This window comes from Microcystis wesenbergii FACHB-1317, assembly GCF_014696875.1.
GTDB classification, from domain to species: Bacteria; Cyanobacteriota; Cyanobacteriia; order Cyanobacteriales; family Microcystaceae; genus Microcystis; species Microcystis wesenbergii_A.
Genome location: NZ_JACJQV010000242.1, coordinates 32,486 through 58,204 on the forward strand (window position 1 = coordinate 32,486; position 25,719 = coordinate 58,204).

At 39.8% G+C, this 25,719-nt stretch carries 27 protein-coding genes; 16 read left to right on the plus strand and 11 right to left on the minus strand.

What is annotated here, in order from left to right; genetic code table 11:
* The first annotated feature begins 132 nt into the window (after positions 1 to 132).
* Positions 133 to 702, plus strand: a complete 570-nt coding sequence (locus H6F92_RS24935) for a low-complexity tail membrane protein (RefSeq protein WP_190359887.1) — start codon at positions 133 to 135, stop codon at positions 700 to 702.
* Positions 703 to 728: 26 nt separating this feature from the next.
* Here the strand turns inward: H6F92_RS24935 and H6F92_RS24940 are convergent, their stop codons facing one another.
* The 5 genes from H6F92_RS24940 to H6F92_RS24960 all read right to left on the minus strand — a co-directional run bounded on the left by H6F92_RS24940 (position 729) and on the right by H6F92_RS24960 (position 5,395).
* Positions 729 to 1,457, minus strand: coding sequence for a carbonic anhydrase (locus tag H6F92_RS24940; protein WP_190359922.1), 729 nt, complete (start codon positions 1,455 to 1,457; stop codon positions 729 to 731).
* 28 nt (positions 1,458 to 1,485) lie between these two features.
* Positions 1,486 to 2,217: a Uma2 family endonuclease gene (locus H6F92_RS24945; RefSeq protein WP_190359888.1), complete on the minus strand. Its 732-nt coding sequence runs from the start codon at positions 2,215 to 2,217 to the stop codon at positions 1,486 to 1,488.
* 74 nt (positions 2,218 to 2,291) lie between these two features.
* The gene (locus H6F92_RS24950) at positions 2,292 to 3,059 is read right to left on the minus strand and encodes a nucleotidyl transferase AbiEii/AbiGii toxin family protein (RefSeq protein WP_190359889.1); all 768 of its coding nucleotides are present in this window, start codon (positions 3,057 to 3,059) and stop codon (positions 2,292 to 2,294) included.
* On the minus strand, positions 3,025 to 4,113 hold the full coding sequence (locus H6F92_RS24955) for a type IV toxin-antitoxin system AbiEi family antitoxin (RefSeq protein ID WP_190359890.1): 1,089 nt from the start codon (positions 4,111 to 4,113) through the stop codon (positions 3,025 to 3,027). Before H6F92_RS24955 ends, H6F92_RS24950 begins: the two co-directional genes overlap by 35 nt.
* Positions 4,114 to 4,126: 13 nt before the next feature.
* On the minus strand, positions 4,127 to 5,395 hold the full coding sequence (locus tag H6F92_RS24960; protein ID WP_190359891.1) for a DNA methyltransferase: 1,269 nt from the start codon (positions 5,393 to 5,395) through the stop codon (positions 4,127 to 4,129).
* Between the two features lie 183 nt (positions 5,396 to 5,578).
* Here H6F92_RS24960 and H6F92_RS24965 point away from each other — a divergent pair, with 183 nt between their 5' ends.
* The gene (locus H6F92_RS24965) at positions 5,579 to 6,850 is read left to right on the plus strand and encodes a dihydroorotase (RefSeq protein WP_190359892.1); all 1,272 of its coding nucleotides are present in this window, start codon (positions 5,579 to 5,581) and stop codon (positions 6,848 to 6,850) included.
* A gap of 82 nt (positions 6,851 to 6,932) precedes the next feature.
* Complete coding sequence (locus H6F92_RS24970) at positions 6,933 to 7,505, plus strand: Uma2 family endonuclease (protein ID WP_190359893.1); 573 nt, start codon at positions 6,933 to 6,935, stop codon at positions 7,503 to 7,505.
* A gap of 85 nt (positions 7,506 to 7,590) precedes the next feature.
* Here the strand turns inward: H6F92_RS24970 and H6F92_RS24975 are convergent, their stop codons facing one another.
* Complete coding sequence (locus H6F92_RS24975; RefSeq protein WP_190359894.1) at positions 7,591 to 9,015, minus strand: Ni/Fe hydrogenase subunit alpha; 1,425 nt, start codon at positions 9,013 to 9,015, stop codon at positions 7,591 to 7,593.
* 687 nt (positions 9,016 to 9,702) lie between these two features.
* Between H6F92_RS24975 and H6F92_RS24980 the strand changes: the two genes are divergently transcribed.
* From H6F92_RS24980 to H6F92_RS24995, 4 genes are all read left to right on the plus strand, one after another.
* On the plus strand, positions 9,703 to 10,689 hold the full coding sequence (locus H6F92_RS24980; RefSeq protein ID WP_190359895.1) for an RNA polymerase sigma factor, RpoD/SigA family: 987 nt from the start codon (positions 9,703 to 9,705) through the stop codon (positions 10,687 to 10,689).
* 436 nt (positions 10,690 to 11,125) lie between these two features.
* Positions 11,126 to 11,461: a hypothetical protein gene (locus H6F92_RS24985; protein ID WP_242030271.1), complete on the plus strand. Its 336-nt coding sequence runs from the start codon at positions 11,126 to 11,128 to the stop codon at positions 11,459 to 11,461.
* Positions 11,462 to 12,270: 809 nt separating this feature from the next.
* Entirely contained in the window at positions 12,271 to 12,972 is a 702-nt protein-coding gene (locus H6F92_RS26395) for a PEP-CTERM sorting domain-containing protein (protein ID WP_242030272.1), read from the plus strand.
* A 177-nt stretch (positions 12,973 to 13,149) separates the two neighbouring features.
* Positions 13,150 to 13,623, plus strand: coding sequence for a DUF29 domain-containing protein (locus H6F92_RS24995; RefSeq protein WP_190359897.1), 474 nt, complete (start codon positions 13,150 to 13,152; stop codon positions 13,621 to 13,623).
* A 148-nt stretch (positions 13,624 to 13,771) separates the two neighbouring features.
* Here H6F92_RS24995 and H6F92_RS25000 read toward each other — a convergent pair whose 3' ends face one another.
* Together H6F92_RS25000 and nblB are read right to left on the minus strand one after the other, a co-directional pair.
* Positions 13,772 to 14,863, minus strand: coding sequence for a tetratricopeptide repeat protein (locus H6F92_RS25000; RefSeq protein WP_190359899.1), 1,092 nt, complete (start codon positions 14,861 to 14,863; stop codon positions 13,772 to 13,774).
* Between the two features lie 73 nt (positions 14,864 to 14,936).
* Positions 14,937 to 15,602, minus strand: a complete 666-nt coding sequence (gene nblB / locus H6F92_RS25005; protein WP_190359900.1) for a phycobilisome degradation protein NblB — start codon at positions 15,600 to 15,602, stop codon at positions 14,937 to 14,939.
* A gap of 44 nt (positions 15,603 to 15,646) precedes the next feature.
* Between nblB and H6F92_RS25010 the strand changes: the two genes are divergently transcribed.
* Positions 15,647 to 16,402 (plus strand): tetratricopeptide repeat protein, encoded by a 756-nt coding sequence (locus H6F92_RS25010; RefSeq protein WP_190359903.1) that lies wholly within the window; start codon positions 15,647 to 15,649, stop codon positions 16,400 to 16,402.
* A gap of 15 nt (positions 16,403 to 16,417) precedes the next feature.
* On the opposite strand, the gene H6F92_RS25015 is transcribed toward H6F92_RS25010, so the two are convergent.
* From H6F92_RS25015 to H6F92_RS25025, 3 genes are read right to left on the minus strand one after another with little or no spacing between them, the layout of a single operon-like run.
* The gene (locus tag H6F92_RS25015; RefSeq protein ID WP_190359905.1) at positions 16,418 to 17,371 is read right to left on the minus strand and encodes an ABC transporter ATP-binding protein; all 954 of its coding nucleotides are present in this window, start codon (positions 17,369 to 17,371) and stop codon (positions 16,418 to 16,420) included.
* A 20-nt stretch (positions 17,372 to 17,391) separates the two neighbouring features.
* Positions 17,392 to 17,565 (minus strand): DUF5615 family PIN-like protein, encoded by a 174-nt coding sequence (locus H6F92_RS25020; RefSeq protein ID WP_190359907.1) that lies wholly within the window; start codon positions 17,563 to 17,565, stop codon positions 17,392 to 17,394.
* On the minus strand, positions 17,562 to 17,792 hold the full coding sequence (locus H6F92_RS25025) for a DUF433 domain-containing protein (RefSeq protein WP_045358026.1): 231 nt from the start codon (positions 17,790 to 17,792) through the stop codon (positions 17,562 to 17,564). Before H6F92_RS25025 ends, H6F92_RS25020 begins: the two co-directional genes overlap by 4 nt.
* Before the next feature lie 172 nt (positions 17,793 to 17,964).
* On the opposite strand from H6F92_RS25025, the gene H6F92_RS25030 reads away from it, so the two are divergent.
* The 8 genes from H6F92_RS25030 to H6F92_RS25065 all read left to right on the plus strand — a co-directional run.
* Positions 17,965 to 19,242, plus strand: a complete 1,278-nt coding sequence (locus H6F92_RS25030) for an ABC transporter ATP-binding protein (RefSeq protein ID WP_190359909.1) — start codon at positions 17,965 to 17,967, stop codon at positions 19,240 to 19,242.
* 8 nt (positions 19,243 to 19,250) lie between these two features.
* Complete coding sequence (locus H6F92_RS25035; RefSeq protein ID WP_190359911.1) at positions 19,251 to 20,012, plus strand: class I SAM-dependent methyltransferase; 762 nt, start codon at positions 19,251 to 19,253, stop codon at positions 20,010 to 20,012.
* A complete protein-coding gene (locus H6F92_RS25040; protein ID WP_190359913.1) occupies positions 20,009 to 22,003 on the plus strand; it encodes an HAD family hydrolase in 1,995 nt (664 codons plus the stop codon). Before H6F92_RS25035 ends, H6F92_RS25040 begins: the two co-directional genes overlap by 4 nt.
* 171 nt (positions 22,004 to 22,174) lie before the next feature.
* Positions 22,175 to 23,005 carry a class I SAM-dependent methyltransferase gene (locus tag H6F92_RS25045; protein WP_190359915.1) on the plus strand — a complete coding sequence of 277 codons (831 nt, stop codon included), beginning with the start codon at positions 22,175 to 22,177 and terminating at the stop codon, positions 23,003 to 23,005.
* A gap of 43 nt (positions 23,006 to 23,048) precedes the next feature.
* Positions 23,049 to 23,315, plus strand: a complete 267-nt coding sequence (locus H6F92_RS25050) for a DUF2281 domain-containing protein (protein ID WP_190359916.1) — start codon at positions 23,049 to 23,051, stop codon at positions 23,313 to 23,315.
* The gene (locus H6F92_RS25055) at positions 23,312 to 23,719 is read left to right on the plus strand and encodes a type II toxin-antitoxin system VapC family toxin (RefSeq protein ID WP_190359917.1); all 408 of its coding nucleotides are present in this window, start codon (positions 23,312 to 23,314) and stop codon (positions 23,717 to 23,719) included. Before H6F92_RS25050 ends, H6F92_RS25055 begins: the two co-directional genes overlap by 4 nt.
* 6 nt (positions 23,720 to 23,725) lie before the next feature.
* The gene (locus H6F92_RS25060; RefSeq protein WP_190359919.1) at positions 23,726 to 24,940 is read left to right on the plus strand and encodes a glycosyltransferase family 4 protein; all 1,215 of its coding nucleotides are present in this window, start codon (positions 23,726 to 23,728) and stop codon (positions 24,938 to 24,940) included.
* Positions 24,941 to 24,996: 56 nt separating this feature from the next.
* On the plus strand, positions 24,997 to 25,719 hold a 723-nt coding region (locus H6F92_RS25065), incomplete at its 3' end, for an Rpn family recombination-promoting nuclease/putative transposase (RefSeq protein WP_190359920.1).

Here is a 25,719-nt window from a genome sequence, read left to right on the forward strand (position 1 = left end):
CAGTTATCAGTTATCAGTTATCAGTTATCAGTTATCAGTTATCAGTTATCAGTTATCAGTTATCAGTTATCAGTTATCAGTTATCAGTCATAATTCATAATTCATAATTCCCCCATCTCCCCACTTCCCTCTATGAAATCAGAACCTTTTTTGTGGATTCATCTGGCAGGGTTAGCGGCTGTGCCAATCTTTTTACAAATCGCTTGGATTGGTTTAGCTGTGGGCGATCCCTTGCCTTTTCTTTGGCTAGAATGGCTATTTCTGGGAGCGATCGCTATCTTACCCGTCTTTTGGATGCAGTGGACAAAACCTTTTGATATCTTTAGTCTTTTGTTGGTTGCCCTGAAACCGAGTCAACTCACCCCCGAACAGTTAAAAATTCTCTCTCTTTTTAAACGTCCTCGCCATCGTCTTCTTACTCTTTTGGGAGTCGTCCTCCTAATTCTCATCGCTTGGCCCATCTATAATTTTGCCCCTCTAGCGGCTGCCGTGGCCGCCTATCTCCCCCAATGGCGGCTTTTAGGTTTAGTCATTGCTGCGATCGCTCTCCTCTTAAGTCACCTGTTTTTACAGGTTCCTCTGAGTGTTATTGGGGTTTTAGCCACGAAGGAAAGTGACTGGACAGCGACCGAAGCTTTAGTTATTGAGCGCATTCCTGAGTTATTTACTATTGTTGGCCTAAAAGTTAATAAAATTATCTAAATTAGCCAAAATGCCGACAATTTCGGCTAGGAATGCAGGATCGAGCGCCCGTTTAAGGGTTGAATATTCCTGGCATTACGGGGAAAAATCGCAGCCAATTGTTGCAGTTGTTGGAGAGAAATTTTGATCGCATTTTGCCAGACTAACCAGAGAACATCCTCGCTACAGGGAGGAGTGGACAAAGACCCCCGATATTCATAGAAACCGCTATTTTCAGGCAGTAAAAGCCCGGCATTGACCCAAGTATCGGGGATAATCATTTCAGGAGAAGGTTCTTGGGGCAAATAATCCCAAATGGTTTGTAAATAGGGATTAAAAGTGCCAATTTCGGCTAAGATGCCCACAACTGCTAAATTTCCCTTCCCATTTCGATGCACTAAATGAATTTCTAGAGGGAAAGACTGGCCTTTAATCTGATGTTCGCTGGGGTGATGAAAATGGAACTGCAATAAATCCCAGTTTTCCTCGTGAAAACTCATGGTTCCACCTTTTTCGGTCTGAACCAAGATTGTACGACCGTTATGGCGAATTTTTAGGGGTACAGGACGATAATTAAAGGTGGGGTGGTATAGCTCTTTTTCAGTCACTATACTCAGATCGATCGGTGTTTGTTGCTTTCCCGTGGTGCAGAGACGATAATTCCTTGATAATTCGCCCCAATGGTCAATATTTTGATAATTCCAAGTAAATTCTGGATTAATAGCCCCAAAAAGAGCATGAGAGCCAATAAATTGCAGTAATTCTCGTCTATACATGGGATTAAATTCAGCAATCATCGGATAATTAGCAATTTTCTTGGGGATTTATGCCCAATTCCCGCAGTTTAGCCGCTAATTTTGCGGATTTCTGCCTTTCCTGTTGGACTTGATTTTCTGCTTCTACAGCCCGATTTTCTGCCTGTTGTGCCGCTTCTGCGGGAGTGGGTACTAATTCCCCTTCGGGGGTAAAATAGCGCAATTTATTGGCGGATAAACCCAAATATAAGCCTAATTGTTGACTCCAGAGCCATCCCTGAGCATTGGGGGTAATCGGTTGATATTGACCGCTAATTAGGGTAAATCCTTGAAATTCTAGGCTTTCTGGGTCAAACCAAAAATAATCGGGAGTGCGAAATATATCTTGATAAATTTGTTTTTTCTCCTCTCGGTCAACTTTGGCGGTACTATCGGAGAGAATTTCGATAATTAAATTGGGATATTTGCCCTCTTCTTGCCAAATTACCCAACTTCTGCGGTTGGGATTGGGATTTGTCCCCAAAACCACGAAAAAATCAGGACCACGGCAGAATTCTGACTTTTTCTGGTTGGGACTGTAATAAATGGTTAAATTGCCAGCGGCAAAATAATCTTCTCGCTCGCGCCACCACCATTCTAAACACTGAATTAATAGAATAATTTGTTGTAGATGTAAGTTACTTTCCAAGGGTGGTTCATCACTCCAAAATTCGCCTTCTGGGAAGATTATCTCAGGGTTTACATGAGACTCGACTAGGGGTAAGCTTGGAGCGATAGTCATGGTTTGTCCAACAGAGATAGGTTGATAATTAATTATAAACTATCGATAACTTTTTGTCGGCAATGATTAAGTTATTAAACAAAATCCGAGGATAAAATTCCCTGTTTAAGAATAGTTAATTTATTATCTAATTTTTCTGAATGATCCGCTAATCTCTCAATTAATTCGTCTAAAATAACGTTTAACTGCTTCAGTGTTTTTGCTTGAAATGTTTTATCAATATCTCGTCCTAACAAATAAATACTCGCATCAGTCAAAGCAATATCTTCCTTAGCAAGCTCGTCACTCAGTTCAGCAAAAACTCGTTCATAATCTTCATATTTTGAGAGAATAAAGTCTATATCATCTAAATCTTTTTTATCTCGCCGATCTGACCAAGCAAAAAGCTTAAGAACAATAAAGGCTGCGATATTAATTGCCCTGATCTCAAAATTTCCAATATTAATTGTTTCAGCAGACGATAAAGCTTCTGCCAATCCTAAAACGTTCATGGACTTTTCACTATCAGGCCAAGTAATTTTTTCCTCTGGTTTAGCAATTTTGCCAAAAGGTATAATATCAATCTCAATTTGAGTCTCGATATGTATAAATTTGTGTGAAGTCTTAGTTGCTTGAAAAAGAGGTGTATTTCCCTCAATCAGAGCTGCTTGCAACTGTCGATAAATTTCCCAACTATCGACTGATATAGCCACATCCCAATCCTTGGTTCCTCGTCCTTCTCCAAATTTTTGATCAAAGATTAATATCCTCGCACCACCACCAACTAAAACTATCGGTAAATCGAAGGTGCTAATAATAGTAAAGAGATCAGATAAAGCTTGTTTTTCTTGAGAACCAATCATTTTTTTCTGCTACTTCTTTAATATATTGATTATAGAGCAATTGAGCGGTTTCTTTTAAGCGACTATTGCCTGTCCATAATAATTCAGCATGGATGAGTAATGGATGGGCAAAATTATCGAGTTTTTCCCGATCATTATCAAAGCATTTGAGAAAAAAGATAGTTCCTTCCTGATCAGGTTTTAACTTCATTTTGATGGCTATTTTAATCAGATTACTATCATCCTTAAGATGCAGAGTTGCCCCGAGAGGACGCAGATAATTTATCATAATTGACGCAGCTAGTTCACCACCAATTAAATAATTGAACTCTTGAGCGTTTTTTTGTAATTCTATGGCTAGATCTGAGAAATTTTTTTTATCCACTGAGCTAAAGTTTCCCAGCAGAAGTTTTGCTCTTAATGTTTCATTATATCCTAACTCCCAACGCTCCATTAACCTGAGATAGTCTATAATTTCGTATCTTTTCTTTTGTTGTCTAATATATCCTAATTTTTCGAGTTTCCTGAGACTATTTTTTACAGTTTTAGTAGTGATATTGGCAAGATTAGCAATGGTATCCTCAAAATTATCTGTGACTAACATAAGTTGAGGATATTTGAGCAAAATATACATAACTTGTAACGTGGCTACAGTAATATCTAAGGATGTATAGTCCTTGTTTTTAGTAACTGGCCGACGCACCACTACATAAAGCTCTGGACTATTTAGATAAATGCTACCATCCACATCAATAAATTCAAGATTACTTGCTATAAATTGCTCAACAATTAAGCTAGATAAACCCTGGGTAATTAGTAAAGGTCTTTGATTTTCTGGTAATCGTTGACCCAAGTTGACAAAATATTCTATCACCGATTCAACTAGATCATGATTTAATCCTGTTTTAATTTCGCAAACATAATTAATGGTAGCATGATCGGTCTGAATAATTAACTTTCCGTCAGCCAAGAATTTACCAGATATATAGGGTTCATCTTGAATAGTTGCCTGAAAATTAGGCAGGGATTCCAGACAGGTCAAACATTTATTAAATAGGGGATGTTTGGGATACATAAGCAATAGAAAGTTACTTTTTCTCTAAAATTAGTAAATATTCGGATTTCATGCCATCAGGATTTTTATTCTTGCGAGATTTGAATAATTGTCTGGTTTTAATTCTATCCTCAAAGACGGTATCAAAAATAAAGCCATTTTCCTGAAAATATTCCTGTAATATTCGCCAAGTTTCTACTTCCACTCCATCCACTTTCGGATTACCGACAAAAATACAAGCTTTCCCAGCTTGTTTTAATTTTCTGGTGGCATTTTCTAAAGCGTTGATGGTGTGACAAAAATAGGAATCGAGTATTTTATGTAAATTCTCTTTCTCTAAACTCAATCTCACTTGATTTAAGGTTTCGGTTTCGATTAATCTGGTAGCCTGTCGGTAGGGAATTTCTAGCTTAGAGATTTTTTGTACTTCTTTTTCTGTATATCCTAACCAATATAAATCTAGTTTTGCTGTTCTGATATATTCCTGTGCTTGCAGATAGGGGGGGGAACTAATTAAACAATCTAACTCTAGATTTTGCTCGATCTCAAAAGTGGCACTATCTACTCCCCCATAAAAAAGCACCTGATTATAATTACGCCAAGTTACGGTAATATATTGATTAACACTGGTTAAAGTTTCAAAACTCATCTCTTTAATCGTTCGTTTTAATTCCTCTTGCCAATTTCTTTGTAATAGTTCCTGTATATCTGATTTTTTGTATTTCGATTGAAATAATTTAGGTTTGGTATGTTCTGCATAGGAAAACTGTTTACTAACTTTCACTAAAACCGCTTGAATGATCTGGGAATACAAATCAGGTTCTAGACTTTTTTGACCGGCCCAAAGTTTCTGTAAAACTGCTAAAATATCCTCTGGATACCAATAGTTTAAATTTGACCACTGAGGGATAAATTTATCCTTGCTGGCAAAAACTTCTAAGATTTTTTTATCTAACTCTGAGTAACTCAATCGTTCTTGGTGTTCTGTGATCTTAATCGGTATAATATGGTTTAAAAGATAATTCAGGTCAGTTAAAACCGCATTTCTTTGACAAAGTTTAGCCTCTAAACCCACCGTACCCGAACCAGCAAAAGGATCAATAATCCAATCATACTTTTTGGTGTAATTATCAAGACAAAATCTAACTACTTGGGGAATAAATTTGGCAGGATAATAATAGATGCTGTGGGTTAGATAACTGGTGCTGGTGATTTCTGGTACTAAATCTCGAAAGGAAACTAATCGCGGGGTTCCCCGATTAAATTCTTCGAGATGATTAAAAGTAAAAAGTTCTAGCTGCATGATTCGGCTATCAATTCTGCCTAGGGTGGATCGGCCAATTAAAATAAAGGTTCAAACCGTAGTTGATCAATATTCTAACTTATCGTCCCCCCAACCTAACCGACAACTCAGGTTTTTTACTTTTTACTTTTTACTTAACGTGATATACTGCCAAAGGAAAAAATGACGTTTTAATTAGTCTGCGTGAATAGCCAATCCTCGACGATCATAGAACAGGTTAGAGTCCTTGACCCCCTGACACAAACCGATCGCATTGCCGATGTCTGGATTGAGGAGGGGGTGATTAAAGCGATCGAATCTCAGCTTCCCCCACGAGAAAATAGTAACTATATTTCTGGTCAAAACTGTATTTTTGCTCCCGGATTAGTCGATCTCTACAGTCATTCCGGGGAACCCGGCCACGAGGACCGAGAAACCCTCGCATCTTTGCTCAAAGCGGCCACGGCCGGAGGCTGCACCAGGGTGGCAATTCTCCCCAATACTCTCCCCCCCCTCGATCACCCCGCACTTATTAGCACATTACAGCAAAAAAGTCAAGGGTTTTTTGACTCAAAATCGACTCGTCTGCATTTTTGGGCAAGTCTCACCCTAGGAAGACAAGGGCAAAAAATGACGGAATTAGCCGATTTAATGCCTGTAGCGGTGGGTTTTACCGATAATCGCAGTCTGGAAGATTTGGGACTGTTGCGGCACTTATTGGAATACCTAAAACCCTTCGGTAAAAATATCGCCCTTTCCCCGGTAAATCAGCAATTAAAGGGTAATGGAGTCATGCGCGAGGGAGAAACCTCGATTCGCTTCGGTTTACCCGGGGATCCTGCTATTTCCGAAACCACTGCTTTAGCCACAATTTTAGAAATCGTCGGCGAAATTAATACACCTGTTCACCTAATGCGAATTTCTACCCGTCGAGGAGTGGAATTAATTCGCGAGGCAAAAATGCGGGGATTGCCGATAACCGCTAGTGTGACGTGGTTGCATCTCCTCTTAAATACAGGATCGATCGCCAGCTACCATCCCAGTTTACACCTCGCTCCACCCTTGGGCAACGAAAGCGATCGCAAGGCGTTAATTGCGGCAATTAAAGAGGGAATTATCGATGCAATCGCGATCGATCATCGTCCTTATACCTACGAAGAAAAAACCGTCTCTTTTGCAGAAGCACCCCCCGGCGCGATCGGGTTAGAATTAGCTTTACCGCTACTCTGGGAAAAATTAGTAATAACCGGGCAATTATCAGCTTTACAATTATGGCAAGCACTTAGTCTTAATCCCTGTCATTGTTTACAACAAAAACCGGCATCTCTCAAACCCGGAAATCCCGCGGAAGCAATTCTTTTTCATCCCCAAGCAAGCTGGAAAGTAACGGCAAGTAACCTTAACTCCCTCAGTCATAATACTTTCTGGTTAAATCAAACAATTACGGGAAAAGTGTTAGAAATGTGGAATTTTTAAAGGTGTAGGATAGTGGGAAGTGGGTTTTTAAAGTTGGCATAATTTCTTTTGATTCGATCAATCAATGAGCGAGGTAAACACCATGACAGCTAGTAAAAGTCACGCTTATTTTACTCCCAAAGACTATCTAGAAATAGAGAAAATTAGTTCCATTAAACATGAATATATACAAGGGCAAATCTTGGCGATGGCCGGGGCTAGTAAAGCCCATGTTATCATCACAGGTAATCTTTCAGCCCAGTTAATTAATCACTTACGAGGTAGTGGTTGTCTTGCCTACGCTACCGATATGAAAGTGCGTCTCCCTAGCTTAAATATCTTCTATTATCCCGATTTTGCCATTACTTGTGACCAACGGGATCGAGTTTCCGAGGAAGATTTTATTCTGCATCCGCGAGTGATTATCGAAGTTTTATCCGACTCCACGGCAGCCTTTGATAGAGGCGATAAATTTGCCGATTATCAAACTATCCCCGAATTAGAGGAATATCTATTGATCGAGCAAAAACAAGTCCTAATCGAACAATATCAACGTCAATCTAATAACCTCTGGATTCCCCATATTTATCAAGCGGGAGATTTAATCACTATTAACTGTATTAACTTTTCTTGTCCGATAGAAATTCTTTATCAAAACCTAGAAATTCTTAGCTAGAATCTTGACCGTAAAAATAGTAAAATGGGGCTAGGTAATAGGATAAATTTACCCTATTTCCTAACCCCCTAACAACTTAAGATAATTAACCCCTTTGTCGAGTATTAATCACCTCACCGGCTGCATTAACTAACTCTAGCTGTAGCGGCATTTGTCCCATAGCGTGAGTGGAACAACTTAAACAGGGATCATAGCAACGAATACCCGCTTCCACTCGGTTTAACATCGCTTCAGGAATTTCGTTACCATGAATATAATGTTGGGCGATTTGTTTCACCGTTTGATTCATGGCCAAATTATTATTACCCGTGGCAATAATTAAATTCACCGTTTCAATCAAACCATTTTCATCCACTTTATAATCATGGAATAAAGTACCCCGGGGCGCTTCACTAACCCCCACCCCTTGCAGATTATTAATTCCTGCTTCGGCGCGGCAGCGTGGAGAAACTATATCGGGATCGTCGATTAAAAGTTCGATACGCTCTAAACAAGCCAAAATCTCCACTAAACGAGCATAATGATAGTAAAAAGAAGAGGTGGCTACACCACCGACTCGATGGCGATATTCGCGTAACTCGATATCCGCCCCCTCCGTGCCAAAATGGGAACAAACATTTAACCGTGCCAACGGACCCACTCGATAGATACCATTGGGATAACCGAGGGGTTTATAGTAGGGAAACTTTAAATAAGACCATTTTTCTACTGATTCGCCGATATAATCGCGATAATTGTCTTCGCTGAGGTTATCGGCCACGATATTGCCTTGACTATCGGTAAAACGAATATGACCACCGTAGTGTTCCCACTCGTCCCGTTTACCGACCAATCCCATAAACAGGGAAGGGAAATTACCAAAAGCGGCGATTTCTGTGGTTAAATTGTCCAGAAGTCTTTTAAACAGGTTTAAAGCCGTGTAAAGAGTCGCTTTAGACTCCGGCAGTCGTTCTTTAATCCATTGTCGCCCTTCTTCGCTCAAAGGGGAACGCACACCTCCCGGTACGGACCAAGCGGGGTGAATTTTTTTTGCTCCCAAAAGTTCAATAACTTTCTGTCCAAATTGACGTAAACGGATGCCTGCTCGCGCTAGGTCGGGATCGGCGGCGATTAAACCGAAAATATTCCGTTTAGCGGGGTCACTTTCCCAACCAAGCAGAAAATCGGGACTGCTAAGATGGAAAAAGCTTAAAGCATGGGATTGGGTTAATTGTCCCAAATTCATCAAGCGCCGCAGTTTTTCCCCCGCGGGAGGGATTTGCACCGCTAGAATTTTATCGCCGGTTTTGGCGGCACAAAGTAGGTGACTAACGGGGCAAATGCCGCAAATCCGGGCAGTAATTCCCGCCATTTCCCACATCGGCCGTCCCTCGCAGAATTTCTCAAAACCGCGATACTCGACCACATGAAAACGCACGTCATCCACCTCCCCCCCATCGTCAAGGAAAATCGAGATCTTGGCATGGCCTTCGATCCGGGTGACGGGATCGATAACGACGGTTTTAGTCATAGATAAGTCCTCATTGTTCAGGAGTTCCACAGAACGGCATTGTGGAGAGTGCGATCGAGCTTGGTTTCAACGATAATTTATCCCGATCTCCGCCCTGCTGTTTCTATGATAGTTATTACTCCCCTAGCAATCCTAATTTCCATAACAATTTTTCCCGATTCTCAATCGCAGCTAATTTGGCATTTTGTAGCAAATACTACAGAAAATAGTTCGGGAATCCGCAATGATTGTGTCTCTCTTTGCTGGTGTTGATCGGTCATCATATATATAGGAGTCGGTTCTCGGCTGTCAGTTTCCCTCTCAAGGCTGAGGGCGAAAGGGTCGGAAGTCAGCTAGATTGTTGACGGCTAATCGGGAAAATCACCTTTTTGTCTTGTAATCTTACCTAACAATATCAGCGGCACTGCCGAGGATTCAGGGAAAGGCGACCCAAAAACAAGCGATTGTAGTTGATAGCCCTTTGGTATAGTAGTTTTGTTCTAGATGTTGAAAAAAGAGGATAAACTTAACATCATACCAGAGAATGAATTAACTTTGAACCTTTAGGGGATTGCCCGCGTCTAAAAGCGCAGGATACAATCAAAGAAATTCCGAATCAAACTCATACCGACTTCAGATAAGCTAGACTCACCCGCGAGTCGGAATAGTAACAGACTTTTTCTGTGTCAAGGAGTCACCACCAAACCAATGCCCACCGCAAAAACCAACCAAACTCAACCACAGCCCACCCTCAATGCCGATATGGTGCGTACCTATCTGCACGAAATTGGGCGAGTTCCCCTCCTAACTCACGAACAAGAAATTATTTACGGCAAACAAGTCCAACGGATGATGAGCCTGTTAGAAGCGAAAGAAGCACTATCGAAGCAATTAGGACGGGAACCAGATCGCTTGGATTGGGCGGATTCGGTGAATTTAAGCGAAAATGAACTGGATCGGGCCTTGAAGACTGGCGATCGAGCTAAACGGAAAATGATTGAAGCTAACCTCCGCTTGGTGGTTGCGATCGCAAAGAAATATCAAAAGCGGAACATGGAATTCCTAGATCTAATTCAAGAGGGTAGTCTGGGATTAGAAAGAGGTGTAGAGAAATTTGATCCCACCAAAGGTTATAAATTTTCTACCTATGCCTACTGGTGGATTCGACAAGCGATTACCCGTGCGATCGCTCAACAGGCCCGCACCATTCGTTTACCCATCCATATCACCGAAAAACTGAACAAAATTAAAAGAACCCAGCGCGAACTCGCCCAAAAACTGGGGAGAAGTGCCACTCCCGCCGAGATTGCCCTGGAATTACAGCTAGAACCCGCTCAAATCCGCGAATATCTCAGTATGGCTCGTCAACCCATCTCCCTTGATGTGCGGGTCGGCGATAACCAAGATACGGAATTGTCGGAACTATTAGAAGATAGCGGAGTTTCTCCCGATACCTTCATCACCCAAGAGTTATTACGGCAAGACTTAGCCAATCTCCTGGCCGAATTAACCCCCCAACAACGGGAAGTGATTACTCTCCGTTTCGGTTTAACCGATGGCAAGGAGTTATCCCTAGCCAAAATCGGTCAGAGAATGAACATCAGTCGGGAACGAGTGCGACAATTAGAACACCAGGCCCTGGCTCATTTGCGCCGTCGCCGGGCTAACGTCAAGGAATATATTGTCGCTAGTTAGTAAAATTAGCAAATAACCAAAAAGGAGAGCTTGCGCTCTCTTTTTTTTCGGGTTTATTACTGAACTTCCCCCGTATGAATATACTAGCTAAGCTGTCAAGCATTTCAATTGCTTGTTGAGACGAGGCACTCATGCAAGAGGCAAGACCCCCCCCAACCCTAGGGCTGATTCATTCTCTAGTTTGATTCCTTGTTTGTCTGTCTTCAATCGCTTACGGGGCAAGCAAAGCAAGGCATTTTAAAAATTTTTCAGATATTTGTTCTGAGAAATTGACTGAAAACCTTGCCAGATAAGGATTTGATTGAATGACATTTGCGAGAATGAAACGACCCTAGGGGCAAGGGGGGGTCAGCTAATCTAAGGATAGGCGGTTAAGATGCGTCTTAGCTTATGGCTAAAAGTCTTACAGAGCCTGAGTTAAAGCAATACAATACCAATGAACTACTGGGTACAAACTCCTGAAATCTTTACGCAGATAGGGTTTGAAGCAAAAAATTTCCAATTTGACCATTATAGCTTGTTTCGGGGCAGAAAACCATCAAAAACATGGCTACAGAGGGAATCGCTTACTCTAGAGATTAATGACATCATCTGTGATCATCAGGTTAGCGATCACTATACAACCAACTCTACGGAATCGCTCTACTCTAGATACAGTCAACGGTACAGCGGCTCGACGGCTCGACTGAGCTTCGCCGAACGTCTGAGCATCGCCGAACGTCCATTTTCCAGGGGAAAATGTCCCCAGTGGCGGCTTGTCAATTTTTTCTGAGAAGCTCCAGGCAGTAAGGATTTTGTCAATTTTTTAGTATTTCTGTGTGGGGGAAGTTCAGTTATTGCTAAGTAGTCGTGCAAAATTAATTTCCTAGTGAAGATAGGCAAGAGGCAAGAGGCAAGAGGCAAGAGGTGGTTAGATATGTGTAATTAATTTTGCTTAGGTACTTAAAGTTTTGTAACCCACTTTCCGCACTTCTTAACATTCAATTGATAATTTTTACTAATATATTGCTGACAACCCTTTGCCAGTAAGGACTATAGCTACAATGATGGATTTTTATCAAGGTGAAGAATTGTAATTTTTTTTTTAGAAAAAATCAATTATTGAAAATGTTCTTAATAGTAGTTTCTACAATGAAGGTTTTTCGTCAAAACATCTTGGAGAATGTAAAAATATATAAAAGTATATGAAGATGTGCGAAATGTTGTTTGGAACTAATCTTAACAAAAAAGGGGAGATTTTCTGCGTTTCCTTGACGACAAGATTGAGAAGATATTCTGTTGACTATCTAAATTATTTCTTAAGATTGTCTATGAGTGCCGGAGCAGGGAGAGGCAGTTTGAGTACTTGTGCTAAAATTCTCAATTTTCAGTGATTTTAAGCGATTTTTAGCCATTTTTTTTGATCAAATCTCCCCAAAAAAAGATTTAACCTTCACCAAAAAAACACATAAAACGGCTTGACTTTTCAAATTGCAGTGTCTAGACTTAGGGTTAGGTCAAGAATTATTTTGTAGGGCAGAACAAGTCCGCAAATATTTTTCTTTAACCGTTGAAATAAATTGAATTTGAACTTGGTAAGTTATGAAGAATTCAACCCCAATCAAAAGATTGTCACTAATCGCTTCTGGAGTGGCTCTTTCCACCTGTGTTTTAGCCGTTGATAGAGCTAATGCCCAGCCAATCGTTCTTGATTTTGAGGGATTGCAAAATTTCGAGGAAATTCTTGACTTTTACAACAATGGTACGGGGAGCCTCGGTTCTTCCGGTACTAACTACGGTGTCAGCTTCAGTGCTAATTCTTTAGCAATTATTGAAAATGTTGCGGGTGGTTCGGGTAATATTGGAGGTTTACCTAGCCCGGTGACGGCCGCCTTTTTCCTGAGTGGAGCCGCAAATACCATGAATGTTGCAGGTGGGTTTGAGACTGGGCTTTCTTTTTTCTACTCTGCCGTCAATAACCCCGGTTTTGTCACTATATACGACGGACTAGATGGTACAGGAAACGTGCTGGCTACAATTAATCTACCCACGACTCCTAATGGTGGGGGGGACCCCGCTTGTAACTTCAATAATTTCTGTCCTTTCGTCCCTGTGGGGGTGACATTTAATGGAATTGCTAAATCCGTTGACTTCGGTGGTTCTGTCAATCAAATTGGCTTCGATAACATTGAAATTACCCTAGTTTCCAGAACTACGGTTCCCGAACCTGCGTCAGTCTTAGGCTTACTTGCCATCGGTGCTTTGGGTGCAGGTTCGGCTTTGACGCGCAAATTATTAAAGTAGGAATCCGACTGAGAAAATCACTACTTAAACATCGATCACTAAAAGCGATCGCACTCAATCAATGCAGTGCGATCTTTTTGAGCGTCAGTCCTCAGCCTTGAGAGACTTTGTACCTCACCAGTCTGAAAATTGTATAATATAGAATCCCGATTAGTTTTTCCCTGTGGCAGTTCCGTTATGACTAGAGCGACAGAAACAGCGACCCCAACACTATACGAAGCAGATTTTTATCTCTGGCTAAAAACCACGGCAGAACAATTAAAAAAAGGCCAGTTTGCCGAGGTGGATTTAGACAACTTAATTGAGGAGATTGAATCGATGGGGAGAAGTGAAAGACACGCGCTCAAAAGCCTTTTAACTCGTCTCCTAGAACATTTACTCAAATTAACTTACTGGCAATCGGAAAGAGACCGGAATGGCAATCATTGGAATGGAGAAATCAATAATTTTCGGGCAGAAATTCAAGATTTACTGGAGGATAGCCCTAGTTTAAAGCCCTATCTTCGGGAGATTTTTGAGCCATCCTACCATACAGCTTTAGAGGCCGTCCGGAAAAAAATGGGTTTATCCCCCGGCGGTTTACCTAGTCAGATAATTTTTAATCTCGAACAGGTTTTAGATCATCAATGGCTGCCAATCGATTGGCAATAAACTATTGACTATCTAAATCACTCCTTAAGACTGGGCTAGAGTTGGGAGAAAAGAGCTTTTTGCCGTGATCGCATCAGTGAACTGAAAACTCAAATCTGATAACTGATAACTGGTAACTGATAACTGATAACTGATAACTGATCTGGTTTTATTCAAGCAATTTCTTCAGTAGGGCATCCACTTCCTTCAGGCCGGATTGATTATTTTTCAGCACATAAACCGCTCGCGCTTGCTTAAAAGCTTCCTCCGCCTCTCTTTTTCGTCCCCGGCCCGCGTAGGCCCGACCGAGATTAAGATAGACATCGGCGTTATTGGGGGCGATTTCGGCCAAATCTTGATAGGCGATAATTGCTGCAAGATAATCTTTTCTGGCCAGATGGATGCGACCGATTCCCGCTTGTGCTTCCAAAGATTGGGGCTGCAGGAAAACAGCCCGACGATAAAAGGGGAGAGCCTCGTCAAAACGCTCTTGTTTTTCGAGTAAAATCCCTATTTTTAGCTGAATTAAAAAATTTCCTGCATTTTGTCGCTCTATTTCTTTTAAAATTTGGGTTCCACCATTTAAATCGCCCTGTTTGAGCAAAAGGCTGGCCAGTTGCAATCTTAATTCACTATTGTTAGGGAATCTTTGCAGGGATTTTTGGAGAAAATCGAGGGCTTCGCTGCTTTTATTCTGTTCGATCAAGGCTTTACCCATGATTTCGTGGGCTTGCTGATTATTGGGGTCGAGAGCTAAAACCCATTGGTAAACTTCGCCCGCTTTAGCATAGTTTTTTTGGCGTAATAATACCACCCCTAAACCGAGGTAGTGTTGGACGTTTTTCGGTTCTATTTGAATAGCGTAGTAGTAAGCGGTGGCTGCATTGTCATAATCACCGATATTAGCCAAACTATAACCGAGAGCATGGAAAAAGTCGGGATTACTCGGATCGAGACTTAAAGCTTTTTGGTATGCTTGGGCGGCGGCGTTATAATCCCCTTGCCGCGTTTGTAAAAAGCCAATTCCAGAGAAAATTCTGGCATTATTGCCATCAAGGGCGGCAGCCCGCTCGTAAATGGCTATAGCTTCCCCATAATTGCCATTTTTGACCAATTGCCGCGCTTGACGCAGTAGTTCGTTAACCTGTGAATCCTTGCTCACGATTGCCCCCCCCGGATTATCGGCGATCGCAATTGAGGCAGAGAAACAGCCCCCCGCGAGAAGACCGATGAGCAAGATTAAACGGGTAAATTGTTTCATCGCTTTACCTTTGTTAACGATTCTTAATTAAAGTTTATTGTAAATAGTATTGACAAAAATCAACTATTCTGCATCACCCTTGTACGAGATTATTGCGGGCCTCTTGGGCGACTTGGGCGCTTTTGTCGCCGGTTAACTGGGTCAAAACAGCGATCGCATCTTGCCCCCCTAAGCGACCTAAAGCTTGAGCGAGACGATAGCGCAGTTGCCAGTCATCATCACTAGCCAAGGGAACAAGTAAAGAGACGGCGCGAGGGTCGCCTAGTTCCCCAAAAGCGCTAACGGCGGCCGTTTTTACCAATTCATTATCGGAGTTAAGGGCGATTTCGAGCAGTTCAAAGCCCCGGGGTTCCCCCAATTCGCCCAAAGCGGCCACAATGCTAAATTGAATTAACCAGTCGGAGGATTGTTGATAGACAGCCACCAGATCATCGTAGGCTGCCGTTAATTTTAACCCCCCGATCGCATCGGCCGCGGCTGCTTTCACGTCTGCTTCGGGATCATGCAACAAGCGATCGCGCAGAATAGTTAAGGCCAGATCAGGATTCTGACGACCGAGGATATCTAGCTGACTTACCGCCGAATAACGCACTCTAGCGTTACTATCGTTAATTAAAGGCTGTAACATCTCGAAGGCGATTTCTGGGGCTAAATAACGCAGTTGATTAACTCCCGATAAGCGATCGCCATAATCCTTGGAATCGAGCAGCCGTTGCACGGATTCGGGGGAATAATTCATAATTTGATGACACCCTTAACAATTGGACTGATATTAATTGTCCCATGAATAGTTATCGACTCCTGACTATCTCGATCATCTTTAGTTCCCCGGTTTTTTGGGGCTGTAGTCCTCCCTCTCCTATTAAAAAAGAACCTACGGCCGAGATGATCGCTTCTCCTTCTCCCAGTCCGATTATTTCCGCATCAGACATTAAGGCCGCTAATCGTTATCGTCAATTGGGATTACAGTATCGTCAACAGGGAGATTTTATCAAAAGTATTGAGGCTTTAAAAAAATCTGTACAGTTAAATCCCAATCATCCAGACGGGAGAGTAATTTTAGGCTGGACACAACACCTAGCTAAACAACCTTTAGCGGCACAAACAACCCTAGAGGAAACGATTAAAATTGCCCCCGATCATGTGGCTGCCTATAATGCTTTGGGAATCGTTTATCTTGTCGGTGGTCATCTTGAAAAAGCCGTATTCACTCATACTAAAGCCGCTAATTTAAAACCCGATAATGAAATCGCCTACTATAATTTATCCCTCGCCTATCATCGCCTAAAAGATTTTGATTCAGCTATTACTAACGCTAAAAAAGCAGTTAAATTAGAGCCAAATAATCCCCATCCTCTTGTGGCTTTGGCAATGATTTATTTAGATCAAGGTGATAGTAAAAAAGCGCAGGATACCTACAAAAAGGCTAGGGATTTAGACGGTCGTTATCGACAAAAATGGTTTCTGGCACATCTGAAGGAAGCTGGTTTTAGTCAGGAGCAAATTAAATTAGTCGAAAAGTTACTATCCGAGATTTAAAATTATTATTTCCCCTTAGGATGCCTGTCGATGTCCCAGTTTTAGGAAAATAGTTTCTAAATCTTCGCGGCAAGTATAAAACTCGCTTAAGGTCAGACCAGAAACCACTAAAGATTTCAACAATTCGGCACTATCTTCTAGGTTTCCTGTAAATTTAACTCGGAGAGTATTAGTATTAATAATTCTTTGCCAACTTTCCACAAAAACACATTGTTTAAGAGCGGTTTCTAAGGCTTCTAAATTGCCTAGAGTCGTAATCTGCAAGTATTGACCAGCTAGACGTTGATTTAATTCCTCTAAAGAGGTACTTTCCACTAGATAACCTAATTCCATGATGCCCACAGAACTACAAAGTTCGGCTAAATCACTAAGGACATGGGAGGAAATTAAAATAGTCATACCTGCCGATTGTAATACTTTAATAATCTCACGAAATTGTAGGCGAGCGATCGGGTCTAATCCGGAAACCGGTTCATCGAGAAGTAAAATTAAAGGTTCATGGATAATCGTGCGGGCTAAACTTAAACGTTGTTTCATACCCCGGGACAAAGTAGCGATCGAATTATGGCTTTTACTGGTTAATTGTACCAGTTCTAGAACCTCATAAATGCGGCGATGACGTTGGGAGCGAGGAATATGATAAAGACGGGCAAAATAATCCAGATAATTCCAGACATTTAGGTCATCGTAGAGGGGAAAATTATCGGGTAGATAACCTAAATTTCTTTTCAGACGGGGATTACTCTCATCTCTTAAAAGACGTTCTCCGTGCAGATATATTTCTCCGGTTGTCGGTTCTTCCGCTGCCGCTAACATCCTAATTAAAGTGGTTTTTCCCGCTCCATTTGGACCGATTAACCCGTAAACTTCCCCCGCTGCAATCTGTAAATCCACTTGATTAACGGCCCCATGGCGGTCAAATTGTTTGGTTAAACCAACGGTAGCAATGGCTAATTCTGGTGTGTTCATAAAGTTTTTTAGTTAGGTTCTCACGGTGACTCGCTAGTAAAAACAATATAATCGTTGATTTTTGCCCATTCCATTATGTCATGATCTGGAGCGCAAGGATCGCCTACCATTGACCAATGAACTGCTTGAATATCGTATTTTGCCAACACCGTTACCCACTCAGGGGTGAGATTCATATCAATGATAATTTTCATGGCAAAGATAGGGGAATTTCCACTTCTTCTACTCGCCAAGCAGCATAGGTAAGCGCTTCATCAATATCAGCTAATTCTAGATAGGGATAAGCGTTAATAATCTCCTCTTTGGAGTAACCAGCAGCGATTAATCCCACTAGGGTTCCCACAGTGACTCGCAAACCACGAATACAGGGTTTACCTCCCATGACTTCCGGATTAAAAGTGATACGCGTCAGAGTTTCCATGATTGTTGTTAAATTGTTTGAGCCTTCATATCTTCTCAGTATATTCTCATCTAATAATTTTCGGTGAAAACACTTAAAAATAAATCTTTTCTGCCGGGGGTGATAGTTTTGCCGAGCGCTTGGGTATCTTAGGGGTGTAGAGTAATAACATGGTAGTATTTTCCCTGAGATTATGACGGATACAATCATCGAGGTGGAAAATTTGGGTAAGCGCTATGTTCTCGACCATCAACAGGAACGAGAGAAGTACACTGCTTTGCGCGATGTGATTGCCCAGGGGGTAAAATCGGCGTTAAAGGGTTTCGGAGGCAAAAAAACCGAGACTAAGGAGGAATTTTGGGCGCTGAAGGATGTCTCTTTTCAAGTCAAGCGCGGCGAAGTGGTGGGAATTATTGGCCGCAATGGTGCGGGAAAATCGACTCTTTTAAAGATTCTCAGCCGGATTACGGAACCAACCACCGGACGAGTCCGCTTAAAGGGACGGGTAGCGAGTTTATGGGAGGTGGGAACCGGTTTTCATCCGGAGTTGACGGGGAGGGAAAATATCTATCTCAATGGTGCGGTGTTGGGGATGATGCGGCAAGAAATCGATCGCAAGTTCGATGAGATAGTGGCGTTTGCCGAGGTGGAAAAGTTCCTCGATACTCCCGTTAAGCGCTATTCTTCGGGGATGTATGTCCGTTTGGCTTTTGCGGTGGCGGCACACCTGGAACCGGAGATTTTAGTAGTAGATGAAGTCTTAGCGGTGGGTGATGCGGCTTTTCAAAAAAAGTGTTTAGGCAAGATGGGTGATGTGGCCAGTAAGGAGGGGAGAACGGTTTTATTTGTTAGTCATGATATGGCGGCAGTTCGTCAGCTTACAAAAAAAAGCTTACTTTTGTATCAAGGTCAAATAGATAGTTTAGGAGAAACCGAGTATGTTATCGATAAATATTTGATTTCATCTCTGGATTATTCAACGACAGTTTATGATGTTGCTAACATTCATCGCTCTCACTCTAACTTGTCAATGCGAGTAAAATTTTTAACTCTAGAGATAGAAAACTATTATACTAAACAGATTCCAGCTAATTCCAATATTAACTTAAAAATAAAAGTTATCTGTAATCAATCGGTTAATACATTCCGTTTTAGTATGACTATATATGCGGCTAGTGGCATCCCTGTAGGTAGCCTATTCACTTCTGAGAAATATTCTTTGCAAACAGGAGAATTAGCCACATTTATAGTAATACTTGAAAATTTGAGTCTATCGCCAGGAATTTATTATTTAGGTATAGCAACTGGAAAGGGAAATCATCTAACGGGACATTCTGATTTCGATATTGTCAATAATGTATTGCACTTTGAAATTATTCCCCCTGAAGGCATAGATGGAACCAAATCTTATTGGTATTCTGGATGGGGCAATATTCGTTTTAGAGAACCATTACTTAAAAGAGTTGCTTAGGGCAAAGTATGAATAATCAAGATACTGACTATACTCGACATTATTTAAAATGGCATTCAGATAAAAATGAACATATTGAATCAATGATATCTTTTTATCAAAGAATGTTATTACCATATTTACCCGCCAATCGAGATAGCAATATTTTAGACGTTGGTTGCGGAATGGGGTTCGCTCTTTTATCTCTACAAAAGATTGGGTACACCCATATTCAAGGAATTGAGCTAGATTCGGGACAAGTCAACTCTTGTTTGAAGAAAAATCTGCCCGTTGAACTGGTTACTGACACTATACATTATTTAAATAATCAACCAGATAAATATGATGTAATTATATGTCTAGACGTGATAGAGCATATCCCTCATCAAGAACAATTATATTTTGTAAAGGCTATTAATATAGCTCTGAAAAAAGCAGGGAAGTTAATTTGTACAGTACCTAATGCTAACTCAACTTTGGCCAGTCGCTGGAGATACATTGATTGGACTCATCACATTAGTTTTACCGAAGATAGTCTGGACTTTTTGTTATTCAATACTGGTTTTGACAATATAAATGTATTTGAAACAGAATTTTTTAACCGACCTCAGATATCTTTATTGTCTGCAATTGTTAAAAAGTCTATGTGGAAGGTTTATCTACATTGGTGGTTATTTCGTGCTGTTCGTAGCTTGAGAAGATTAGAAATGATTGCCGAACTCGGTTGGGAACAAGGTTACAAAATTCCTCTTTCACTAAATATACTAGCTACTGCTAATAAATCGTCATGAATAATCGAATTTATGCCTTTGATATTTTTGATACAGTAATTACTAGACTTTCTGCTCATCCTACCGATTTATTTATTGATCTAGGAAAAATATTAATCATAGATAATTTGATTAATATTTCGGCAGAAGATTGGCAGCAACTAAGAATTAAAGCAGAAAAAAAAGCTAGAGATAATAGCCAGACAAATGAAGTAACTATTCACGACATATATCGGCAACTAGCCCCCATATTTAATTGGTCTTCTCTAAACGTAGAAAAAGCTATCCAAAAAGAAATTGATCTAGAAAGAGTTAACTTATTCGTAATCCCTGAAACTGGAAATAAAATTCGAGAATTACATCAAAATGATCAATCAGTTATCTATCTATCAGATATGTATTTACCCGCTGAAACCATCCAGTCTTTTTTAAGAGATAATGACCTTTGGAAACAGGGAGATAAATTATACGTTTCAGGAGAAATTGGCATCAACAAAGCGTCAGGTAAATTATTTAACTACTGCCTAGCGAAAGAAGGTGTTCAACCTCAAAATTTACATCATTGTGGGGATAATATTATGGCTGATTTTAAAATTCCCAAAAAGCTAGGAATTCAAAGCACTTTGTTTGCTAAAGCTCACTTAAATCGCTATGAACAGCTAATCACTCAATCTCAAAATTTACCCAAAGATTTTAGTTCTCTTTTAGCTGGCATTAGTCGATTATCTCGTTTACAATTTTACGAAGATAACTCAGATAAAGAGGTGATTTGGGACACATCGGTTAATGTTACCGCCCCCCTATTATTTGGATTTGTTTATTGGTGTTTGACTGAAGCAAATAAACAAAATATCAAGAGATTATATTTTGTTGCTAGAGACGGTCAGATTTTATTAAAGATTGCCCAAATTATCTGTAAAAATTTAAATATTAATATAGAATGTCGTTATCTGTATGGATCACGGCAAGCGTGGCACTTCCCTGCCATTCAGCAAATTGGAGAAAAAGAATTAGATTGGATATTTGATTCTACAGAATTTTTATCTATTGAGTCAGTGTTGAAACGAGTTAATTTAGAGTTATCGGAAGTTAGAGATTTATTAGAAAAACATAATTGGAATCAATCCTTATGGTCTAAAGATTTAGAACCATCTGAAAGAAATGAATTTAAAAAACTTTTTCAACATAAAGAAATGAGTCAAATAATCATTAACAATGCATCTGAATATAGAAAAAAAATCATTGGTTATTTTCAACAAGAAGGTTTATGTGAAAACGTAAAGTTTGCTATAGTTGACATAGGTTGGAATGGAAGGCTACAGCGATCATTAAGTGAAATCCTTTTGCAAGAAGACTTATATCCAGAACATGGTATTTATGGTTACTACTTTGGATTATTACAACGTTTAAAAGCTTCAGAATTTGATCAACTATATGCTTATTTTTCCGATCCAGAAAGTGATTTTAAGCGTGAAAGCTTATGTCATCGAGCTTTGATTGAATTATTTGTGTCTGCGGATCATGGGAGTACAATTAGTTTTGACACAAAAAATAATCAATATGTACCTGTACTTCGTTCAACAAAAAATACTACCGCTATTCGGTGGGGATTGTATCATCAACAACAGGCTATAATAGAATTTTCACAGCAGATTACTCAACAGATAAGACATCAGAATATTAATTACTTACAAGATTACTTACTAATAGCTTCTGAAATCTTATTATCTGAATTTATTCATAATCCTAGTCTAGAAGAAGCGAAAGTTTTCGGAACTTTTTCTTTTGCCGAAGATCAGAATGAATCTAAAATGTATCAATTAGCACCTGAATACGATATCTATGATACTATTCAGTATTTTTTAACCAAGAAGCATAAACACAATAATGTGTGGTATCAAGCAGTAGTAAAGCGGAATAAAATAATAAATTTATCATTTAAACTAAGAAAGTTCTTAAGAACTATTATGGTAGCTATTAAAAGCTTAAATCACAATAGTCAAGCTTTTTAAAAAATTAACTGAGATTAACAACAAACGGTTAATTAGTTTAGTCCTTGACAAATGAACAATATTGCTAACTAAACAACCTGATGTGATAAGTATAAAAAATCATGATGTGGGATATAATGCAGACTATCAAAACTTACTTAGCTAGTGTAGATAAAAAAATAGTTTAAACTTATGAGATATCTAAATTTAGGTTGTGGTTCTCGCTTTCATCCCAAATGGATTAACTTAGATTTTATAGCTAGTGATGTGACTATAATCACCTACGATTTAAATAAAGGTATTCCCTATCCTGACCATTCTATTGATATGGTTTATCATTCGCACGTTTTAGAACACTTTACCCAAAAACAAGGAGAGTTTTTTTTACAAGAATGTTATCGAGTTTTAAAACCGCAAGGAATTATTAGAGTAGTTGTACCTGATCTGGAAAAAATAGCTAGAAGCTATCTAGAAGCCCTAGAAAAAGTTTTAACAGGCGATCAAGAATGGGAATCTCGTTATTATTGGATATTATTGGAAATGTACGATCAAGTATCGAGAAATATTTCTGGCGGTTCAATGTTAGAATATTTGTTAAAAACCCAGCTTCCTGATGAAAACTTTATTATAGATCGCTGTGGACTTGAAATTAAACAATTAATTGAGTTAAGCAAGCAAGAAAATATCCAAGAGAAAATTGATGATATTAACATATTCAAAAAGATAATTTTGAAATTTAATCGTATTCCTAATTACCTACGAGAGAAAACGATTAAGTTATTATTGGGAAGAGAATATCAAGCATTACAAATTGGGCGTTTTCGTCAAAGTGGAGAAATTCATCAATGGATGTATGATCGCTATTCTCTCAGTTCTCTCTTGCAAAAGTGCGGATTCACTCAAATTATTCAACGTACTGCCCAAGAAAGCTATCTAACAAACTGGACACAATTTAACCTAGATACCGAACCTGATCACAGCATTTATAAACCTGACTCTATTTATATTGAAGCTATTAAATAAATTCTAGTAGAATATAAGAATAACCCTTCGCTTTCTCAAAACTATGGTTGCTAACACCTCCCCCCAAACCCAAGCAGAAAATCCTCTCAGCGATATTCTCATCGAAAAAATCGGCCAACTTTCCCCCTCCCAACAACAGGAAGTCCTCAACTTTGTCGAATTTCTCCAGTACAAAAAACAACCTAAAAAGACTATTTGGGACAAAATTGCCGAACGAGTCGCTCAACTACCCCCCGAAGTTATCGAGCAACTCCCCACTGATTCCTCAGAAAACCTCGATCATTATCTATACGGAGCGCCCAAAAAGTGAAATTAATTTTTGTCGATACTTTGTACTGGGTAGCCTTAGCTAACTCAAGGGATCAATGGCACGAAAGAGCAATTGAGTTACAAAAAACTGTATCCAATCGCCGCTTAATCACCACAGAAGCAGTTTTAATTGAATTTCTCAACTATTTTTCTTCCTTTGGTTCTTTCATGCGTCAAACTGTAGCAGGAATTACCCATGATATTCTTGATGATCCCGATATAGAGGTGCTGCCCATAAATTCATCGCTGTTTTTATCGGGATTAAACCTATACGAACAAAGACTAGATAAAGGTTATAGTATGGTCGATTGTATCTCGATGATGGCCATGAAAAATCGAGATATAAGCGAAGTTCTTACCCACGATAAACACTTTATTCAAGAGGGTTTTAATATCCTTCTTTGAAATCTCATGAAAGTTGTTCATCTTAACTTTTCTGATTTAATTGGTGGTGCTGCGATTGCTTCCTATCGACTCCATCAAGGATTAATAGCTCAAAATATTGACTCAAAAATGCTAGTAGAATTACAAAAAAGTTCTAGTTACAGAGTTGATACTATACCCAGAAAACGCAACATTGAGAACTTAATTTCTCGTTTTGCTTGGCGATTAGGATTAAATAATCTAAATCTTATTAGTACATTTAATATTCCTAATCATCCTTTTTATCAAGAAGCGGATATTCTTAACTTTCATAATCTTCACGGTGATTACTTCAATTATCTAGCAATTCCTAAACTAACCGACAATAAACCTGCCGTTTGGACACTCCATGATATGTGGAGTTTCACCGGACATTGTGCCTATAGCTATGATTGTGATCGCTGGAAAATTGGCTGCGGTAATTGCCCTTATCTTGATACAGTTCCCAGCACAGGACGAGACAACACTCGCTTAGAATGGAAGTTAAAAAATTGGGCTTATCATCACTCTAAATTAACTATTATTACTCTGAGTAAATGGTTAACAGAATTAGCCAAACAAAGTCTTTTAAAAGACCTACCAATCTATCATATTCCTAATGGTATTGACACCCTAGCTTATCAGCCGCTTGATCCTCAACAATGTCGTGCAGTTTTAGGTATTTCTCCAGAAAAAAAAGTTTTAATGTTTGTTGCTCAAGGACTGGATGATCCCCGTAAAGGTGGACATAAACTACTGCAACTATTAGATGAATTGCCCGTGACTTTAAAAAAAGAATTAGTTTTAATTACCCTAGGAGATGGTGGAGAAAATCAAGCAGAAATAGCAGGAATATCCAATCTAAATCTAGGTTATGTAGGTGGCGATCGCTTAAAAAGCATTGCCTATTCCGCTGCCGATTTATTCATTTTTCCTACCCGTGCTGATAATTTACCTCTAGTTCTACAAGAAAGTATGGCTTGTGGTACGCCGATGATTTCTTTTAATATTGGTGGTGTTCCCGATCTAGTTCGTCCAGAAATTACAGGCTATCTTGCTGAACCTGATGACTGGCAAGCTTTTCGTCATCAAATACTGCAATTACTAGAAGACAAAAATCAGCAGCAAAAAATGTCAAAACTCTGCCGAGAAATCGCCATAAAAGAATACTCAATTGAACTCCAAGCACAGAAATATAAAGAAATTTATCAGCAACTGACTTGAGGTGTAATTTTTTTAGATAATTATCTTATCCAAATACCCAAAAATAACCGTAATTTATGACCAAAAAAGCCGATATAGGTAGTAAAAGACTCATCAGTTTAGCCCCCGATAATTGGGCAAGATGGTTAACCCAACAACCCGACGTACAAGTGCAGGAATTTCTTAGCTCAGAATTTCAATGGGTGAGTCGTGCCAACGATGTTCTCCTAAAAGTTTATAGCCCCCAAGAGGGAGAATTTCTGCTCCTTAACGAAATCCAGTTGCGTTACACAAAGCAAATGCCCCAAAGAATCCGAGCTTACGCAGCCTTAGCCACAGAACGCTACAATTTACCCGTTTATCCCGTCTTAGTTAACATTTTACCCCGTCAAACTAACGCCGGGATTCCTGGTCGTTATAGCTCAGAATTTCTGGGAATCCGAGCCTATCAAGAATATCGAGTAATTAACCTTTGGGAAGTATCAGCAGAAATAGTATTTCGAGAAAAAATATCGACACTTTTGCCTTTCGTTCCTATACTAAAAGGAGGGGGAGAAGAAACCGTAGTTCGCACAGCCCTGCGAGAATTAAGGGCAAATGAAAGCCTAGAGGACTTAGAACCCTTACTTTCCTTTTTTGCATCATTTGTCTTAGAAATACCAATAGTACAAGAAATTATGAGGTGGGATATGACCGTATTAAGAGAATCGCCCTGGTATCAAGAAATCCTCAGAGAAGGATTGCAGCTAGGAGAACAGAGAGGTATTCAATTAGGACGACAAGAGGGACGACAAGAGGGA